This is a genomic window from Mesorhizobium sp. Mes31 (genome assembly GCF_024519675.1).
GTDB lineage: Bacteria > Pseudomonadota > Alphaproteobacteria > Rhizobiales > Rhizobiaceae > Mesorhizobium.
Window position 1 is genome coordinate 123446 of sequence record NZ_JALJRL010000002.1, and the last position, 18040, is coordinate 141485.

16 protein-coding genes are annotated in these 18040 nt (G+C 60.8%); 6 read left to right on the forward strand and 10 right to left on the reverse strand.

Annotation, left to right across the window (positions count from 1 at the left end; all coding sequences use genetic code 11):
- Positions 1-2: 2 nt before the first annotated feature.
- The 4 genes from NR193_RS03275 to NR193_RS03290 form a co-directional block, all read right to left on the reverse strand.
- Positions 3-626, reverse strand: a complete 624-nt coding sequence (locus NR193_RS03275; RefSeq protein ID WP_256749450.1) for a bifunctional 2-polyprenyl-6-hydroxyphenol methylase/3-demethylubiquinol 3-O-methyltransferase UbiG — start codon at positions 624-626, stop codon at positions 3-5.
- Complete coding sequence (locus NR193_RS03280; RefSeq protein ID WP_256749451.1) at positions 627-1646, reverse strand: glycosyltransferase family 2 protein; 1020 nt, start codon at positions 1644-1646, stop codon at positions 627-629.
- Positions 1647-1947: 301 nt separating this feature from the next.
- Positions 1948-2721: an ABC transporter ATP-binding protein gene (locus NR193_RS03285; RefSeq protein WP_256749452.1), complete on the reverse strand. Its 774-nt coding sequence runs from the start codon at positions 2719-2721 to the stop codon at positions 1948-1950.
- Positions 2684-3694: an ABC transporter permease gene (locus NR193_RS03290; RefSeq protein WP_256749453.1), complete on the reverse strand. Its 1011-nt coding sequence runs from the start codon at positions 3692-3694 to the stop codon at positions 2684-2686. Before NR193_RS03290 ends, NR193_RS03285 begins: the two co-directional genes overlap by 38 nt.
- A 199-nt stretch (positions 3695-3893) precedes the next feature.
- Here NR193_RS03290 and NR193_RS03295 point away from each other — a divergent pair, with 199 nt between their 5' ends.
- From NR193_RS03295 to NR193_RS03305, 3 genes are all read left to right on the forward strand, one after another.
- Positions 3894-5882, forward strand: a complete 1989-nt coding sequence (locus NR193_RS03295; protein WP_256749454.1) for a nucleoside-diphosphate sugar epimerase/dehydratase — start codon at positions 3894-3896, stop codon at positions 5880-5882.
- A gap of 79 nt (positions 5883-5961) precedes the next feature.
- Entirely contained in the window at positions 5962-6894 is a 933-nt protein-coding gene (locus tag NR193_RS03300; protein ID WP_256749455.1) for a glycosyltransferase family 2 protein, read from the forward strand.
- A gap of 120 nt (positions 6895-7014) precedes the next feature.
- Positions 7015-7554 (forward strand): sugar transferase, encoded by a 540-nt coding sequence (locus NR193_RS03305; protein ID WP_256749820.1) that lies wholly within the window; start codon positions 7015-7017, stop codon positions 7552-7554.
- Positions 7555-7602: 48 nt separating this feature from the next.
- Here NR193_RS03305 and NR193_RS03310 read toward each other — a convergent pair whose 3' ends face one another.
- On the reverse strand, positions 7603-8550 hold the full coding sequence (locus NR193_RS03310) for an NAD-dependent epimerase/dehydratase family protein (RefSeq protein ID WP_256749456.1): 948 nt from the start codon (positions 8548-8550) through the stop codon (positions 7603-7605).
- Between the two features lie 17 nt (positions 8551-8567).
- A complete protein-coding gene (locus NR193_RS03315) occupies positions 8568-9872 on the reverse strand; it encodes an O-antigen ligase (RefSeq protein WP_256749457.1) in 1305 nt (434 codons plus the stop codon).
- Between the two features lie 492 nt (positions 9873-10364).
- Here NR193_RS03315 and cysD point away from each other — a divergent pair, with 492 nt between their 5' ends.
- Genes cysD through cysQ form a run of 3 tightly spaced genes read left to right on the forward strand, consistent with a single transcriptional unit; the run spans position 10365 to position 14012 of the window.
- Positions 10365-11270 carry a sulfate adenylyltransferase subunit CysD gene (gene cysD, locus NR193_RS03320; RefSeq protein ID WP_127412411.1) on the forward strand — a complete coding sequence of 302 codons (906 nt, stop codon included), beginning with the start codon at positions 10365-10367 and terminating at the stop codon, positions 11268-11270.
- 2 nt (positions 11271-11272) lie between these two features.
- Entirely contained in the window at positions 11273-13210 is a 1938-nt protein-coding gene (cysN, locus tag NR193_RS03325; RefSeq protein WP_256749458.1) for a sulfate adenylyltransferase subunit CysN, read from the forward strand.
- Between the two features lie 10 nt (positions 13211-13220).
- The gene (gene cysQ / locus NR193_RS03330; protein ID WP_256749821.1) at positions 13221-14012 is read left to right on the forward strand and encodes a 3'(2'),5'-bisphosphate nucleotidase CysQ; all 792 of its coding nucleotides are present in this window, start codon (positions 13221-13223) and stop codon (positions 14010-14012) included.
- Positions 14013-14026: 14 nt separating this feature from the next.
- Here cysQ and NR193_RS03335 read toward each other — a convergent pair whose 3' ends face one another.
- The 4 genes from NR193_RS03335 to NR193_RS03350 form a co-directional block, all read right to left on the reverse strand.
- Complete coding sequence (locus tag NR193_RS03335) at positions 14027-15169, reverse strand: DegT/DnrJ/EryC1/StrS aminotransferase family protein (RefSeq protein ID WP_256749459.1); 1143 nt, start codon at positions 15167-15169, stop codon at positions 14027-14029.
- Positions 15170-15420: 251 nt separating this feature from the next.
- Entirely contained in the window at positions 15421-16344 is a 924-nt protein-coding gene (locus NR193_RS03340) for a carbohydrate kinase (protein ID WP_256749460.1), read from the reverse strand.
- The gene (locus tag NR193_RS03345; RefSeq protein WP_256749461.1) at positions 16341-16787 is read right to left on the reverse strand and encodes an RbsD/FucU family protein; all 447 of its coding nucleotides are present in this window, start codon (positions 16785-16787) and stop codon (positions 16341-16343) included. The genes NR193_RS03340 and NR193_RS03345 overlap by 4 nt, the downstream gene beginning before the upstream one ends.
- Positions 16788-18014: an ROK family transcriptional regulator gene (locus NR193_RS03350; RefSeq protein ID WP_256749462.1), complete on the reverse strand. Its 1227-nt coding sequence runs from the start codon at positions 18012-18014 to the stop codon at positions 16788-16790. It lies immediately after the preceding gene.
- Between the last annotated feature and the right edge of the window lie 26 nt (positions 18015-18040).

The window sequence follows — 18040 nt, forward strand, 5'->3', positions numbered from 1 at the left end:
TCTCAGTCACAGCGGCAAAGGACCATGGTCCAAGGAAGCGGTTTGCGGACCTCAACGACTTTTAGAGATTTGCTTAGCAGGTTGATGAAGGATGTGGATGACCAGTGCTGGATATGCCCAGGCGTATTTCCGAGGCTCGTGATATATTTGCCTCTGACGATGTTAAGCGCGCGCCAGATGGGCTCCCGTGGCACGCTAACAAGAAGGTAGGGTTTAGCGAGTGATTTTAGAACCGCCAGTGCTTGTTCGGTGTCAGGAATATGCTCGAGAACTTCGCAACATATAACCAGTTCGGCGGAAGCCACTTCTGGTGTTAGGTCAAAAAGCGAGCGTGTTTCAAATATTGGCGCAAGACCACGCGTGATGCATTGCTCATTGGCCTCCGAAACACTGACAGATTCCAGATCGCTACCGCGGACATTCCACCCTTGATCATGAAGGCGAATGGATAAATTTCCCTCGCCGCAACCGACCTCGTACGCGTTGCGAACGCCTGTCATGGCCGTCAACATATCGAAACTGCTCAGAAAGCCATCCATGAGATATCGCGCGATCGGGTTCCGGGTATTGTACTTGTCGTAATAATTGCCTGGAACGTTGTCGTAGGCCGTTGGCGCTTCGCTCATTTATATTGTTCCGCTTATTTTACTTGCCTTAACTGCAGCCGTTTTACGCTCCGCTGCAAACGAGCGAACCAAAGCACTTCCACCATGCTCCTGTTGTAGTTGCCTGATCCTGATTTCTTCGAGAAGTTGTCGATTAACCGCGATCAATTCGGAAAGGATGCCACTCATGGCGAGGATGCCAGCAAGGGCAAGCAAGGCGCTGGAAAGAACGAGCGACTGGATGTTGCCACTACCTTCGCCCCTCAAATAATGGAAAAGGAACCGGACGATCATGATCAAACCCGGTGTGGCGACTATAGCCGCACATACCGAGAAGAAGCGCAGCGGGCTATAGACGACAAAAATCCTCACCACCGTTATCAAGGACCGCCGCACATAGCTTGGTATACTCTTGACCAGCCGCGAGGGCCGAAGATCGCCGTTCACGCGGATCGGTACGGAGGTTATCGGAATGTTCCTGCGCCCCGCCTGGATGATCGTTTCCAGCGTATAGGTATAGCGGTTGAAGACGTTGAGCTGTATCGCCGCGTCGCGGTGAATGGCACGGAAGCCGCTCGGTGCGTCGGGGATCGTCGTGCCGCTGGCAAGCTTGACGACCAGGCTTCCAAGCTTCTGCAGAAATTTCTTGATGGGTGAAAAATGCTCTATCTCACTGATCGGCCTTGCGCCGACGACAATCTGTGCCTTTTTCTCCAGGATGGGCCGGATGAGATCGGGAATGCAGGAGGCGTCGTACTGGTTGTCGGCATCGGTGTTGACAATAACGTCGGCGCCGAGTTTCAACGCGGTTTCAATGCCGGTCATGAAGGCTTTGGCCAGCCCCTGATTGTGGGGCAGTGAGACCACGTGATGCACACCGTTTTCCCAGGCAACCTCCACCGTGCGGTCGGTGGAACCATCGTCGATCACGAGCCACTCCACCGTATCGAAACCCTCGACCTGCCGTGGGAGATCAGCAAGCGTGACGGCGAGTGTCTCCTCCTCATTCAAGCATGGGATTTGAATAATGAGCTTTGACAATCCACCCTCTTCTTTTTCTTTTCTCAAGATCGGTCGGCCATCGTTTGCGGCATGGACCTAAAGAACTTTGCTCCGGTACGCTACCCGCTTTGGCAAAATAGCCCATTTTTGCGGCGGGGAGGCCGTTTTCATCGCTGGCCTTTCGTCGATCGGCGTGCCTGCAGCCGCTTCCACGGCCGTTGCAATTGCGCATCGGGTTGTCACCCTTCTGGGCGATGTCCTTCTGTCAGCTGTCGAGCTTGGTTATGGACAGCAGAACCAGATTGGCGCATCGCGTTGCACGTGACTTGGCGCGCTATGTCTAAGCTCTGGCCGATTCGATCAGCTTCGCCGTCAGCGATTCCACTCGACCGCTCTTGAGCGTCATTTTCTTTGTGCACACGCTTTCAATAAGACTCTCATTGTGGCTGGCCAGCACGATGATGCCGGCCTTTTCCGCGAGTTCGTCCATGCGCCTTTTGGCCTTGTCCTGAAAAGAGGCGTCGCCGGCGCCGATCCACTCGTCCATCAACAGAATCTCGGGATCAAGCGCGGTTGCCGCCGAAAAGGCCAATCGCGCCGCCATGCCCTGGCTGTAGGCCTTGAACGGCAGGTCGATGAAGTCCCCGAGCTCGCTGAAGGCGATGATCTCCTCCATCTTCTCTTCGATCTCGGCTTCCGTCCATCCGCTGATCAACCCACGCAACACGATGTTCCTGCGCCCGGTGGCCTCGCGGCGAAAGCCTATGTTGATGTTGAAAAGAGCGTCGACCTTGCCTTCTATCGCTACGCTTCCGCCGGATGGTTCGTAGATCCCGTAGAGCACCTTGAGAAGGGTGGTCTTGCCGGCTCCGTTCGGGCCAACCAGGCCCAGCCGGTCGCCGGCCTTCAACTCGAAGCTTATGCCGTCGAGCGCCTGCACAAACTGCTTTCGGCCCGAGCTCTCGATCCTGCCGCCTGGCCCACCCACGCGCCGGTCCGGCGCGGAAAGCGTCAGCTTCTCGTGCAGCTTGTAAACAAGGCTAACGTTGTCCAGTTTGATAGAAACCATCGAAAACTCAGATGATGAAGATGACTTGCTTGCGGTACCGGCCAAGCAGCAGCAATGCAATCATCCATGTAGCCAATGACACGATGATCGTTACCGTGAAAGCATGAGCTGGAAATTCTCCAGTCATGATCGGCAAACGGACGATCTCGAGGAAGTACGTGAACGGATTCCATTCGTAGGCGTATTTTTGTATAGGGTCTTGCCCGTTATACACCCAGAAAACGGGGGTGAAGAACATGCCTACCCGCAGCAAATTGCCGACAATGAACTGACTGTCAGGAAAGAAGGCCCCAAGAAACGCGAAGACGGTGATAAGGGCGGGTGTGGCGAACAAGATCAGGAACAATCCCGCCAGCGACCACAGCCATGGAGTAGCGAGCGGAGAGCCGCTCAAGAGCAGAATGACAAGGCAACCAGCGATCGCATAGCCTGCCCGGATGGCAGACTGCAATGCCAGCCGCATCACATACACAAACAAAGGCAGCGTCGTGCCTTCGATGAAGCTCTCTTCGCGCTGGAACAGCGACACGCTCAGCGACATGACCTCCATCAGGTAGAACCATACCAGAAGGCCGATCGCGACATAGGCAGCATAACCCGCGGCATCCTTGCCCGCTGGTTGGAATACGAAGACGAATGTGCCCACGAACGCAACGTAGTTGACCAGCAGCCAAAGCGGTCCGAGAGTCGTGCGCCTGTGCTGGTCGCCGATGTCCTCATGGGCCAGCGCAACCCAGACTCTGTGCAGCCGCATGGCCCTGGAGATGTCGTCAAAAGCGCCGTTTAGTGCCGCAATCATCGTTTGGGGTATCGCAATCTGTTGTTCCGGCGCATTACTCTTCGCTGGCCATAGCGAACCACCAAGCCCCCTCTCTAATAGCCATTTCGAAGAGCCTATGGCAACGCATTGCGTCGTAACGAGGTCGAGAGCAGAGTCAACCGCGGCAAAACTGGATACGCGCTGACGTAGCGGCAGTGTGCAAATCGCAACGCTGGCCGCGGGCTTGGCAACAACCATTCTGCAACAGGGGGTAAATCTTACTCTTATTCACACGCTCTACCGAAAAAACATCTGGCTATGACTTCGAGCCCGCAGTATGCGATACAGCACGGCGGGGGCCGGGGATGGCACTTTGAAAGAGTGATCGGCCACGAATGTTTTCGTGTTCGCGCTTTCAGGTGTCCATGTCCGAGAGCCTGGAGTCTAGTGCCATCCAATGAATTCCTACCTGGAAGCTGTATTCGGACTCAGGCCGGAGATGCGGCGCGCCTTCATCATGGTCCAGGACGTGGTCATGGTCCTGGTCGCGGTGGCGCTCAGCCTCGTCCTTTCGCGGTCGGATCTTTCGTTCGGTGCGCTCTCCAACGAGGGTTTGGCCACCTGGGCGAGCATCGTTGTCATCAGCCATTTGCTGTTCAGGTATAGTGGTCTCTACACCACGGTCTGGCGCTTTGCCTCGACGCCCGACTTTTTCAACATCCTGAAGAGCTGCGCGATTTTGACGCTTGTTCTCTATGGCGCTTCGCTGCTGGTTCGTTTCCTTAAGCCGGTGGCGGGGCTCAACGAACGACAGTTCATCGTCTTCTTCCTCGTCTCCTTCACCATCATATCGGGGCCGCGGCTGTTCTACCGCTTCCTGCGTGACGGTGCGAGCTGGGGCATCCTGAGCCGCAAGAGCGACAAATCGTGGACCAAGCGGGCATTGTTCGTCGGCCGGCTCGGCGAAGCCGACCTGATCATTCGCTTCACGCGCACGGCTGAGCCCGCCGACTATTCCATCGCCGGCATCATGGCGACCGAGCAAGGCGCTCCCCTGGGTACGCGTATTCAAGGCGTTCCCGTGGTGGCGACCCGGCCGCGTCTGGTCGATGTCCTGGAGGACTATGCAACCGGCACCAAAAGCCTGGATCTGCTGATTTTCGGCAGCGGAGCCGAGCACGAGATCGAGGAATATACGGAGCTCGTCCGCGTCGCCCGGCACGGCGATATAACGGTGGTGCAATTCTCCGGCCTTTCGCAGCTGGAACAGCAGGGCAAGCTGGTTCTCGACGCCGTCGAGATGGAAACCATCCTGCGCCGTCCGACAGTCCCGTCCGATATCGAGCGTATCGGCGCCTTCGTCGGCCGCAAACGCGTTCTGGTGACGGGAGGCGCCGGGTCGATCGGCCGAACGCTGGTCAAACGGTCGCTGGAACTGGGGGCCGAGTCGGTGCTGGTCGCCGACAACTCCGAATTCGGCATCTTCCAGTTGAGCCAGTACATTGACGAGAAGCACCATGACCGCCTCAAGGTCCGTATTGTCGATGTCGCCGACCGGCGCCAGATAACGCGTGTCGTCACCGAATTCAGGCCGGACATCATCTTTCATGCCGCCGCGCTCAAGCATGTTCCCTTGCTCGAGGAAAACTGGGATTCCGCCATCCAGACCAATGTTTTCGGCACGCTCGTCTGCGCCGAGGTCGCCGCCAAATGCGGTGTTCCGCAGTTCGTCATGGTGTCGAGTGACAAAGCGGTGGATCCGACATCGGTGCTTGGCATGACAAAACGGGCCGCCGAACAGATCGTCAGCGCCTTGCATGGGGCGCCCGCGAGCGAGCCGGGCGGGCGTCGGTCCGCCACCAAGTTCATAGCCGTCCGCTTCGGCAACGTCTTCGGCAGCAATGGTTCGGTGGCGACCATATTCCAGGCGCAGATCGAGGCCGGCGGGCCCGTCACCATCACGGACCGGCGCATGACCCGCTATTTCATGACGGTGGCCGAAGCCGTCGATCTGGTCATCATGTCGGCGGCCGATGCGGCATCGCGGCAGGGCGGCCACGACTATGCCGTCTATATGCTCGACATGGGCAAGCCCGTGCCGATCCTTGAAGTGGCCGAAACGATGATCCGCATGTCCGGACAGAACCCATACACGGACATTCCGATCCGGTTCACCGGCATAAGGCCGGGCGAAAAGCTCCACGAAACGCTGCATGGCGAAGATGAAGAGCTGGTCGAGCTCGGCATTTCGAAGATTTTCGGCCTGAGCACCGATGTCGTGGAATGGTCGGATGTCCAGGCCGCGCTCGCGGAACTGCAGCAGTCGATGAAGAGCCAGGACAAGGCTTCCTCGCTCGCCGTGCTGGCCGGCCTTGACCGCGCCAAGAGGGCAAAGGGGAGCGCCCCTCGGGACGTCATCCCAAAAACGGCCGGGCGGGCGACCTAGACCCAATTCAGAGAATGATCTTGATCGTGGATCGGACAGGCCTAGCCATTCCAGGGCATTTGCAGGGTATTTGAAGCTGGTGAGCAAGGAAGATCCACGCATTGCAGTCCTGATGGGCACGAAAGACGGCGCCGCCTTCATTGACGAGCAACTGCGATCCCTGTTCGCGCAGTCGCACCCTCTCATCGACCTGTGGATCTCGGACGATGGCTCCGTCGATGGCACGACCGCCATCATCGAGGCCTGGAGGCCCCGCTGGTCGAAGGGGCGAATGACCCTGCTGGAGGGGCCGCGGCAAGGCTTCGCCGCCAATTTCCGCTCGATGATCCTGGATCGACGTATCGAGGCGGACTGCTATGCTTTCTGCGACCAGGACGATATCTGGGAGCCCGACAGGCTGGAAACCGCCGTCCGCTGGATGCAGGGGCGCGATGCAGGAACCCCGCTGATGTTCTGCTCGCGGACGGCAACCATGACCGAGGCCGGAAGCCTCGTCGGCCACTCGCCGTTGTTTCGCCGGCCACCGTCCTTTCGCAACGCGCTCGTGCAAAGCATCGCCGGCGGCAACACCATCCTGTTGAACGCCGCCGCACGCGACCTGCTGGCCACGGCCTGCGCGCGCACCGGGTTCGTCAGCCATGATTGGTGGGCCTATCTGATCGTGACCGCCGCCGGCGGCATCGTCCGCTACGATCCGCGGCCGCTGGTGCGCTACCGGCAGCATTCCGCAAACCTGGTTGGCGCCAACGTGTCGTGGCAGGCAAGGGTTTCCCGGCTTGGCCGCCTGTTCAGGGGCGAGTTTGCCGGCTGGACCGATCTCAACCTCGACGGGCTTGCCGTCAATCGCGACCTCCTTACCCCGGATGCGGCGGCGTGCCTCGACTTGTTCACCAGCGGGCGGCAGGGCAGTCTTTTCCACCGCTTGTCCGGCTTGCGCAAAAGCGGTGTCTATCGGCAGACTTTTGCCGGCACCCTCGGGCTCTATCTCGCATTCATCCTGGGTCGTATCTGAGCAACGAATGATGCCTGGCGCGCTTGGTCAACAGATAACCTCATGCTACGTCGACCGGATCGAGGGGCTCCCTACGTGGCGTTGCCTCATGGCTTTGGCAGGGAGCGCTATCGGCCGTTCATGAAGGCAGCCAAGCAAATCTTCGACCTAGTCGGTGCGGCCCTGCTGTTGCTGGTCACATCTCCTGTTTTCCTGCTCGCCGTCCTTGCGGTTCGGGCATCATCTCCCGGTCCGGCGATTTTTTCCCAGACGCGGGTCGGTCGCGACGGCGCGCTGTTTCGCTGTCACAAGTTGAGGACGATGTACGTCGGGACGCCGTCATTGCCCTCGCATGAGACGCCCGTGAACGCCGTGACATCGGTTGGCGAGGTCTTGCGGAAGTTCAAGCTCGATGAACTGCCGCAGTTCTGGAACGTTCTGAGAGGCGAGATGAGCCTGGTCGGGCCTCGCCCCTCTCTGCCGACCCAGACGGAAGTGATCGAATATCGCAGGCGGCTGGGGGTCCTGGGGGCACTTCCGGGCATTACCGGCCTGGCCCAGATCAGGGGCATAGACATGTCCAGCCCGGCGCTTCTGGCCGAAACCGATGCCGCCTATGTCAAGAGCGCGTCATTGTGGCTCGACCTTCGGATCCTGTTCAGGACACTCTATCGAGGCTGAGCGGACCATGGCCTCAAAAAGTTGAAGCCGGTCTTGGAAAGATCATGGTCAAACAAGAAGTCGAGATTTGCTGAGCCGCGCTATCTCGGCCAGCCGCTCCAGCGTGCCGGTTTCTGGCAGCCAGCCCTCCGACACCAGCAGGGAAGGATCGCATATCTGTGTCGCGGTCATGCTGTCCCAGAACGCCCGCCTGCCAAACACGGCCGCGGCTGGTCGCATCAGGCCGGCCGGTACGGCGATCAGGCGCGGAGTCCGTCCAAGACCGCTGCGAAAGGCGCCGATGATGGCGGCGACCGCGACCGGCGGCACATCGGCGCCGACATAGACCGGGCGAAGCGATGCTGAATGGCTCAACAGGTGCGACACGGCTCGCGCCGCGGCTTCGGATGACATCAGCGAGCGGATTCCCGTCAAGGCGCCTGTCGGCAGCGGCAAGCGGGTGTCGGCCAGGCGCATCAACGTCGCCAGGTTTCCCCTCATGCCGCTTCCATAGATCGGAGGCAGGCGCAGCAGGGCGGCATCGGAACGGCCTTGCGAGGCATAGGCACCGAGAACCCTGATCTCGCCTTCGCGTTTCGAGCGTCCATAGACGCATTGCGGGGCAGGGGGCGTGTTCTCGTCGATCATTGCACTGACGCAAGCGCCGATCACGGCCCGGATCGAGGAAAGCTGAATGAAGCGTCCGCTCACCTGTGCGGCCGCGGCATGCGCCAGCCGCGCGCTCAATTCCACATTGGCCGCCCGATAATCGGCTTCGGTGGCGTTGCCCTGATCATTGTTCAAGCCCGCGCAATGGACGACATGGGTCACATCCCTGGTGAGTGCCAGGAAAGCCGCTGCTGGCGCATCGAAATTGGGCATAAGCACAGCGTCGTTTTCCGCCCCCAGTTTCTCAGGGCGGCGGGAGGCAAGGCGAAGCTCGGCCCCGGCTTCGCGAAGATGGTGTACGACAAGGCGCCCGATGAATCCCGTCGCGCCTGTGACCAAGACTTTCATTGCCTTGCCTGCAACAGCTATTGGGTGGCTGATGGAAGAGCTTGATCTTCCACCACTGGCGGATGAGTTTGGTTCTCCACCAAGGGAGCCTGACGGCCGGAGGCGAGATATGTCCCGCTCACCAGGAAGACCATCAGCACCGAGTCCAGAATGTCATGACCAACCAGGATGCCCGTCATTCCGGACGTGAGATAGGTAATCACGACGACGACAATCATCATGGCGCCGAAGCGCTCGATCGGATCGGTGCTGTTTCGCAGGACCAGGGCGGCATTTCTGGCGGCAACGACAAAGATCGCCGCCAGTGTCACGGCACCCAGGGTTCCTGCCTGCACCAGGGCGGTCAGGAACCCGTTGTGGAAATGATTGAAGCCTAGCGACAGTGCGAACTGGTCCTGGAAACCTTGCTTTATCAAAAGCTGGGTCGCACTCACCCCGTGTCCGAACAATGGCATCTCGCGGAACGCCTTCAGGCCGATCTCCCAAAGGGCAACACGTATTCCCAACGAGGTGTCGTAGTTGCCGTGCGCCCCGAGTGCATCCCAGTCCGAGCGCAGAAAGTCGAGGCGCTCGGCTATCGTCTGAAAGCCCAAAGCCGCGATCACGACGCCGACCGCCACCAGCAACAACAGCAGGCGAACGACATTGCGCCCTCTTAGCCTCTGCTGGTTGATCAGCAGAACGGCGATGCCGGAAATCAGCAGCGCCAGCCAGGCAATGCGCGTACCGGAGTAGACGATGGCAACCACCCCCCCAAGCGCGGCGCAGACGAGGGCGATCCTGTGTCTCTCGACACCCGACAGGGCGCCGGCCACGCACATCATCACGGCAAGGCAGAGGACCTCCGCGAACACGATCGCATTGCCGGCCCCGCCCTCGGCTCTCATCCCCAGCCAATATTGCTGAAAGATCGCCAGCAGCACGGCTACAAAACAGGCGGCCATACTGCAGAGTATGATGATGCGGACGAGCGTCGCTTTCGGCGTGATACTCCAGGTCGAATAGGAGACGGGAAAAAACAGGAAGGTGACGAGCGGGATCAGGTGTGGCGCATCCCGAGCGAGCGAGTTGTTGACGATGGAGGCCATGAGATTGGCCGCGCAATAGGCGTAGATGGCGACCGTCAGCGCGATCACCGGTCGGTCGACGTTGAAGCGTCTTTTCCTGGAGGCAATCAAGAGGACGGACCACAGGCCGCCGCCATTGAACACAAAGCTGACCACCGATCCGAGAACCGGTGGGAAAAAGAAACAGAGAATGGAGAAATAGATATTGACGCGCGAAGGCGTGAATTGCTGTCTTATGGAGGAAAGCCGGGTCAATTTTCTGGCTCGCTAGTCTCTGGAAACTACATACGGCAGATCTTGTTGAGCGAAATCAAATGTGCTCGCCTCGAAATTGCCCGTGCCGTACGATGCATCTTGCCCGCTTTCAGAGGCTGGTATAGCGGCTGGGCTGCTTTTTCGATAGTGCGTCAGGGCCGATAGCCACCGCAAATCGACAGCTGGCTCCGGGCGATTGGAGAAGGCCATTAGGAGGGCCGCCGCCGCGGTCCCTCAAGCAATATTTTTCCAGCCTTTTCTCGGCAGTTGACAGTGCGAGCAGAAATTTCCGGGTTTTGGCGCAAGCGTGGAAAATTCATTCTCGAACGGACCGGCGCCGGGCTCGTCTTGCATTGTTCTGGGCGGCGGCGATCTGCTAGAAGGCCCGCTCGAAACATGTTTATCCAGAAGCGAAGCATGAACCGGGCGCAAAAGCTCGATGATTTCACGCAAGTCCTTCTGTCGGAAGGCACGAGAGAACGCTCACAGTCCATGACAACAGCGCTTACGCATCTGCAACGGCTTGAAGCCGAGTCCATCCATATATTCCGCGAGGTTGCGGCCGCCTTCGCCAAGCCGGTCATGCTCTACTCGGTCGGCAAGGATTCTTCCGTGCTGATGCATCTGGCGATGAAGGCGTTTTATCCCGCCAAGCCACCCTTTCCCTTCCTCCATGTCGACACGACGTGGAAATTCCGCGAGATGATCGCCTTTCGCGACCAGATGGCGCAGAAACTCGGCTTCGACCTCCTGGTCCACGTCAACGAAGATGGCGTGCGCGACAACATCAATCCGTTCGATCACGGTTCGAACACGCATACCCATGTGATGAAGACCGTGGCCCTGCGCCAGGCGCTCGACAAATACGGTTTTGACGCCGCCTTTGGCGGTGCCCGTCGCGACGAGGAGAAGTCGCGCGCCAAGGAGCGCATCTTCTCCTTCCGCAATGCCCAGCATGTGTGGGATCCGAAGAACCAGCGGCCGGAAATGTGGAAGATATTCAACACCCGTATCGCGTCAGGGGAATCGATCCGGGTGTTTCCGCTGTCGAACTGGACCGAACTCGATATCTGGCAATACATTCTGCAGGAAAACATCCCGATCGTGCCGCTCTATTTCGCCAAGGAGCGGCCGGTGGTGGAACGCGACGGCATGCTTATCCTTAGGGATGACGAGCGCATGAAACTGCGCCCCGGTGAGACGGTGGAGAACCGGCTTGTGCGGTTCCGCACGCTGGGCTGCTATCCGCTGACCGGCGCCATCGAATCGGATGCCGACACGCTGGAGGCCATCGTTGGTGAAATGCTGACCGCGCGCACCTCGGAACGGCAGGGTCGCCTGATCGACCGCGATGAAGCCGGCTCAATGGAAAAGAAGAAGCGCGAGGGGTATTTCTGACCATGCGCCACATCATGGCAAAGAGCCTCGCCCCCACCGACGACGTTCGCGACTATCTGGCGGCACAGGAGAAGAAGTCGCTGCTGCGCTTCCTCACCTGCGGTTCCGTCGATGACGGCAAGTCGACGCTGATCGGCCGCCTGCTGTCGGACACCAAGCAGATCTTCGAGGACCAGCTCGCCGCGCTCGAACGCGATTCGCGCAAGCATGGCACCACCGGCGACGACATCGATTTCGCGCTGTTGGTCGACGGCCTCGAGGCCGAGCGCGAGCAAGGCATCACCATCGACGTCGCCTACCGCTTCTTCGCCACGCCGAAGCGCAAGTTCATCGTTGCCGACACGCCCGGCCACGAACAATACACCCGCAACATGGCGACCGGTGCCTCGACCGCCGACCTGGCGATCGTGCTGATCGATGCGCGGCAAGGAGTGCTGCGCCAGACCAGGCGCCATTCGATCATCGCCTCACTGCTCGGCATCCGCCACATCGTGCTGGCCGTCAACAAGATCGACCTCGTCGGGTTCGACCGGGCGGTCTTCGAGCGGATCGTTGAAGATTACGGGCGGTTTTCGCGCGATCTCGGTTTCCAGACCATCGTGCCGATCCCGATGTCGGCGCGCTACGGCGACAATGTCACCAGCCGATCGGACAACACCGAATGGTATTCCGGCCCGACGCTGATCGAGCATCTCGAAACCGTGTCGGTCGACGAAGCCGCGGTCGAGCTGCCGTTCCGCTTCCCGGTCCAGTATGTCAATCGTCCCAATCTCGATTTCCGCGGTTTTGCCGGCACGATCGCATCCGGCTCGGTTGCGCCCGGCGACGAGGTTGTTGTCGCCAAGTCCGGAAAATCGTCGCGCGTCAAGCGGATCGTCTCGTATGGCGGCGACCTCGCCCAGGCGGCGGCCGGCCAGGCCGTCACGCTCGTCCTTGATGACGAGGTCGAGATTTCACGCGGCAACATGCTGGTTTCGCCGGCTGCTCGGCCGCAGGTCGCCGACCAGTTCGCCGCCAACATCGTCTGGTTCGACGAGCATGCGCTGCTGCCAGGGCGTTCCTACATCCTGCGCACCGAGACCGATCAGACCAGCGCCACCGTCACCGACCTGAAATACCGGATCAACGTCAACGACTTTGCCCATGAGGCGGCCAAGTCGCTCGAAATGAACGAAGTCGGCATCTGCAACATCTCGACGCGGACGCCGATCGCCTTTGACCCATTTGCTGAAAACCGCACGACCGGCGCCTTCATCCTGATTGATCGCATCAGCAACGCCACGGTCGGTGCCGGCATGATCCTGCACTCGCTGCGCCGGGCCGAAAACATCCACTGGCAGTCGCTCGATGTCGGCAAGCGCGTGCGTGCCGACATGAAGAACCAGCGGCCCGCCGTGTTCTGGTTCACCGGACTGTCGGGCTCCGGCAAGTCCACCATCGCCAACCTGTTCGAAAAGAAGCTGTTCGCCTCTGGCCGCCATACCTATATCCTCGACGGCGATAATGTCCGTCACGGTCTTAATCGCGATCTTGGTTTCACCGACGCCGACCGTGTGGAGAACATTCGGCGCGTCGCCGAGGTGGCGCGCCTGATGGCCGATGCCGGGCTGATCGTCATTGTTTCGTTCATTTCGCCGTTCAGCGCCGAGCGGCGCATGGCGCGCGAATTGATGACCGATGGCGAATTCGTCGAGGTGTTTGTCGATACGCCCTTCGAGGAATGCGCCAGGCGTGACCCGAAGGGGCTCTATGCGCGTGCGCTGAACGGCGAGATCAAGAATTTCACCGGTGTGGATTCCCCTTACGAGGCGCCGGAAAAACCGGAAATCCATCTGAAGACGCTCGGCAAATCGGCCGAAGAGATGGTAGAAACCCTGGAACACTGGCTGAACGAGCGCGACATTGCCGAAGACCAATACGACAGCGGCGGCGGGATCTGACGACGGGCTGATGCTCGAAATCTTCGAGCGACTGGCTCTGGCGGCCGGACGCGAGGTGATGCGCGTATTCCACGAAGGCTGTGCGGTCGACCGTAAATCCGATTCCTCGCCGGTGACCGAGGCGGATCGCGAGAGCGAGAAGATCATTCTCGCCGGGCTGCGCACCGCATTTCCCGACATTCCGTGCGTGGCCGAGGAAGAAGCGTCCGCCGGCGTCGTGCCACCCGACCTCCACGGGGCCTTCTTTCTGATCGACCCGCTCGACGGCACCAAGGAATTCGTCAACCGTCGCACCGATTTCACCGTCAACATAGCCCTGGTTCGCCATGGCGTGCCGGAAGTCGGCGTCGTCTTTGCGCCTTGCACTGGCCGCTTCTTTTCCGGCCGGCCGGGCAGGGCGGAATCGCTGGAAATCAATGGCGAGTACCAGATCGTCGGCCGCCGGCCGATCTCGGTGAGAACGGCTGCGGCGCCGCTGGCCGTCGTTGCCAGCCGCTCGCACAACACGCCGGAAACCGAGGCCTACATTCGCGACCTCGGTGCCGCTGAGATCGTCTCGGTCGGTTCGTCCCTGAAATTCTGTCTTCTCGCCAGCGCCGAGGCGGACGTCTATCCGCGCTTCGGCCGTACCATGGAATGGGACACGGCCGCGGGCGACGCCGTGCTGCGCGCTGCCGGCGGCATGACGCGCACGCTGGACGGTCTGCCCCTGGTCTATGGCAAGCGCAGGCAAAGCGATGACGAGGACTTCGCCAATCCGCATTTCATCGCCAGCGGCAGGGCAGGGGCCAGCCCCGCCTGAGACCGGTCGACGGTTTACTCGGCTGCGGCCTGGGCTGAATTCGAGCCGATATAGTTGCGGATCGTCTCGATGATGCGGTCCTGGTCGGTTTCGCTCAGATAGGCATGCATCGGCAGGCAGAGGATCCGCTTCGGCAGTTCCTCCGACACTGCAAGACCGGTCGGCGTGCGTGGGTAGTCGCGATAGGCGACTTGGGCATGCAGTGGCTTGACGTAGTAGATGACCGATGGAATGCCCTTTTCGCCGAGATGCGCCTTCAGTCCGTCGCGCTTGGGCGTTTCGATCGCGTACTGTGCCCACGCCGAACGGCTGCCGCCGAGGTTCCGCGCGGCGGTGACGATATCGCCAAGCCCTTCGGCGTAGCGGTTTGCCACCACCTGGCGGGCCACCATCTCGTCTTCGAGAATGGCCAGTTTCTCGATCAGGATCGCCGCCTGCAGCGTGTCGAGCCGGGAATTGATGCCGACGCGGACATTGTCATATTGCGTTTCGCCCTTGCCGTGGAAGGCGAAGGAACGCAGTTGCTCGGCCAACGCATCGTCATTGGTGAACATCGCGCCGCCATCGCCATAGCAGCCAAGCGGTTTTGCCGGGTAGAAGCTGGTTGAGCCGACGGCGCCGAACGAGCCGCACATCTTGCCGTCGACCGAGCCACCCATCGACTGGGCGGCATCCTCGATCACCATCAGATTCTCTCGATTGGCGATCGCCATGATCGCGTCGTAGTCGGCGGCGAGGCCGAACAGGTCGACCGGAATGATCGCCTTCGGCTTCAGCCGGCCTTCCTTCTTGATCATGGCGATGGCAGCCTCGAGGCTGGCAATGTTGATATTGTAGGTCGCCGGATCGACGTCGACAAAAACCGGTTCTGCCTTGGCCAATGCCACCACTTCGGCGGTGGCGGCGAAAGTGAAGCTCGGAACGAACACGGCGTCGCCCGGACCGACGCCGGCCGCAAACAAAGGCAACAAAAGCGCATCTGTGCCGTTGGCGCAGGCCACGACATGCTTGGTGCCGATATAGGCGGCAAGATTGTTTTCGAATTCGGTGACCTGCGGCCCGAGGATATAACGGCCCTCTTCGACGACGCGGTCGATCGCCGCCTTCAGCCGATCGCGGATTCGTTCGCGCTGTGCGCCAAGATCGATGAACTGCATGTCGGCCTCAAAACGGTTTAGCCAGAGATAACGGCCCGCTGGTACCAGAGTTGCACCTGTCGAGAAAGCCGGACCGGCAAAGCCGCGAATTGCGCAAGTGTCGCAGTCTGTTACCTGTGTTTTCCAGCGTGTCTTCGCGAGATGCCGGAAATCCGGCCTTCGTCGGGCGCGATCTCGCCTTTATAGTCCCTGGGACAGGCCCTGCGAAACATAAAGTGATCGACTGGCTCAATCTATCTTGGGCACGTTGCTCAGGCGATTTCCTGCCGCCAGGGCGGATTGGCGCCGGCCCGCGACACAGTCACCGCCGCCGCCTTGGCGCCGAGCGCCAGCGCCGCCTGGATAGCATCCTTCGACAGGCCGGCGATCGCCGCCTTCGTCAGCAGCCCCTGCTCATGCAAGGAGGCGAGGATGCCGGCGTTGAACGTGTCGCCGGCGCCCACCGTGTCGACCACTTCGACTTTGTCCGGCATCACCGTGACGGCATGATCCCTGGTATAGCCGACGGCGCCTTCGCTGCCATGGGTGACGACGATCAGCTTCGGGCCACGCTCGAGCCAGTTGCGGACGACATCCTCGTGCGAGCCGGCTTCGCCGAACCAGTCCAGGTCCTCGTCCGACAGTTTCACGATGTCGGCCATCGCCATCATGGCGCGGATGCGCTTGAGGTGCTTTGCCTTGTCGGGGATGAAGTTGGGCCGGATGTTGGGGTCGAGCATCATGACGCGCCGGCCATGCTCGCGCCGCATGAACTCCTCATAGGCACCACCGGCGGGCTCTGAAATCAGGCTGATGGCGCCGAACAACATGGCTTCGATCTCGTCGCCGAGTTCCGGCAGGTCGTCGATGGTCAGCATGCGTCCGGCTGTATTCTCGTCGTAGAATGTGTAGGTCGCCTGGCCATTGTTCAGCCGCACGAAGGCGAGCGTGGTCGGGTTGGGCGAGGTGTGCGCATAGGTGGAGCTGACCTTGCTGGCCCCAAGCGCATCCCGCAGCTGGCCGCCGAACAGATCCGACGACAGGCCTGAAAAGAAACCTGCCGGCGCGCCCAGCCGGCCAAGTGCTATCGCGGTGTTGAAGACCGCGCCACCGACATAGGGGGCAAAGGCCGGCTCACCCTCTGTCGTTGTACGCGGCAGCATGTCGATCAAGGCTTCGCCGCAGCAGAGGATCATGGTTTCCTGGTCTCCGGCGGATAGATCACGCCCTTGCGGATGATGATGTTGGCGTAGAGCCGCGGCTCGCTTGTCGCGACGATGGCAAACGCCGATTTGACCCGTGCATAGAAGTCGGCGCCGGCCAGCGCAACCACCTTGCGGCCCGGCGCGCGTTTGGCGCAGATCGCCTCCATCTCATGGTGGACAGGATCGGCGAGCGAAGGATCGCCCTTCACCGACGCGCGAAACAGGGCTTCCGGCACGGCGTCGTCCACCGGCAGGATACTCAATATCGCGTCGAGTACCGGGATGAGGTGGTGACCGTCGGCCCGAACCAGCCGGGTTGCCTGGTGTTCCGCCGGATAATTTCCATCGACCAGGGCGATCTCATCGCCATGGCCCATGGCGCGCAGTGTCGCCAGAAGGTCCGGACCGAGCAGCGCCGGGATTCCGATCAGCATTCAGGCGCTCCTGGAAATCGTCGTCGAACCGATCAGGAAGCGTTCGGAAAGCGGCAGGCTGGCGCCACCGAGCGCCCGGGCATGGATGCCGACGGTTCCCTCGCGAACGGCGGGAAGTTTCAAGCCCTCAGCGTCGATCATGGCGATCGCCGCGATGATGGCGTCAACCAGCCGGCGGCGCACGGCTTTCGGCATCCAGCCGTCGATCACCGCCGCCTCGAAATCGATGACCGAGGATGCCGCGACGATGGCATAGGCAAGCGCCTGCGAAGCGCTGGCGATCCACTCGTCGAGCTCGGGACCGATCTCGCCCCAGTCTTCCGGCGATGTCCACAGATGCGAGGCCTCGACGCCACGCGCATTGAGCGCCTTTTCGAGCATGGCGATGGACGCCACGTCGATCAGCTGCGTCGGCTTGCCGTCCGGTCCGGGCACCGGCATGGAGCCGAGCGCGCCTGCATTGCCGGTCGGCCCGCCAAAAAGTCGGCCATTCAGCACGATGCCGCCGCCGGCAAACGCGCCGATGTAGAAATAAACGAAGTCACGCGCCGCACCGGCCTGGCCGAAGACGAGCTCGGCGCCGCAGGCCGAAGTGGCATCGTTCTGCAGGTAGACAGGAAAGTCGCATTGCGCCTGGATGTCGGCACGAATGTCGCGGTGACGCCATTCGTCCATGACGTCGCGCGGGGCGCCGGCCGTGTCGGCCCAATTCCACAATTCGAACGGCATGGCGATCCCCAGGCCGGCGATGCGTTTATCCTGCGCTGGCGTCAGCTCGCCGCGCATCTGCCGCATGCCGTTGGTGACGAATTCCACTGTCTCGCGTGGCGCCGGATAGCGGTACGAATGCTGCAGCATCGAACGGACATGGCCAAGGAAATCGATCAGCACGAGTTCGGCGCTGCGGCGGCCGATCTTCAGGCCGATGAAATAGGCGCCGTCGGGATTGAGCGCCATGGGGATGGAGGGTTGGCCGATCTTGCCGCGCAACGGCGCCTGACGAACGAGAAGGCTTTCCTCTTCCAGTTCACGCATGATGACCGATACGGTCTGCGCGGAAAGCCCGGTCATGCGCGCGATATCGGACTTCGCCAGGCTGCCGTGCTGCCGCACCAGCGAGAGCACCAGCCGCTCGTTGTGGTCGCGCATGCCGCTCTGGTTGGTGCCGCGGTGAATAAGGCTCTCATTCGCTTCGGGCGAACCGTGCCTGGAAATGGCGGTCTCCACCCTGTTCCTCCCGTCGTTTCCCCTCA

Bases quoted from the DNA above. Each gene is read 5' to 3' on its own strand.
- NR193_RS03275 (WP_256749450.1), bottom strand. From the start codon at position 626: ATGAGCGAAGCGCCAACGGCCTACGACAACGTTCCAGGCAATTATTAC.
- NR193_RS03290 (WP_256749453.1), bottom strand. From the start codon at position 3,694: ATGGTTGTTGCCAAGCCCGCGGCCAGCGTTGCGATTTGCACACTGCCG.
- NR193_RS03295 (WP_256749454.1), top strand. From the start codon at position 3,894: ATGAATTCCTACCTGGAAGCTGTATTCGGACTCAGGCCGGAGATGCGG.
- NR193_RS03305 (WP_256749820.1), top strand. From the start codon at position 7,015: ATGAAGGCAGCCAAGCAAATCTTCGACCTAGTCGGTGCGGCCCTGCTG.
- NR193_RS03310 (WP_256749456.1), bottom strand. From the start codon at position 8,550: ATGAAAGTCTTGGTCACAGGCGCGACGGGATTCATCGGGCGCCTTGTC.
- cysD (WP_127412411.1), top strand. From the start codon at position 10,365: ATGACAACAGCGCTTACGCATCTGCAACGGCTTGAAGCCGAGTCCATC.
- cysN (WP_256749458.1), top strand. From the start codon at position 11,273: ATGCGCCACATCATGGCAAAGAGCCTCGCCCCCACCGACGACGTTCGC.
- cysQ (WP_256749821.1), top strand. From the start codon at position 13,221: ATGCTCGAAATCTTCGAGCGACTGGCTCTGGCGGCCGGACGCGAGGTG.
- NR193_RS03335 (WP_256749459.1), bottom strand. From the start codon at position 15,169: ATGCAGTTCATCGATCTTGGCGCACAGCGCGAACGAATCCGCGATCGG.
- NR193_RS03340 (WP_256749460.1), bottom strand. From the start codon at position 16,344: ATGATCCTCTGCTGCGGCGAAGCCTTGATCGACATGCTGCCGCGTACA.
- NR193_RS03345 (WP_256749461.1), bottom strand. From the start codon at position 16,787: ATGCTGATCGGAATCCCGGCGCTGCTCGGTCCGGACCTTCTGGCGACA.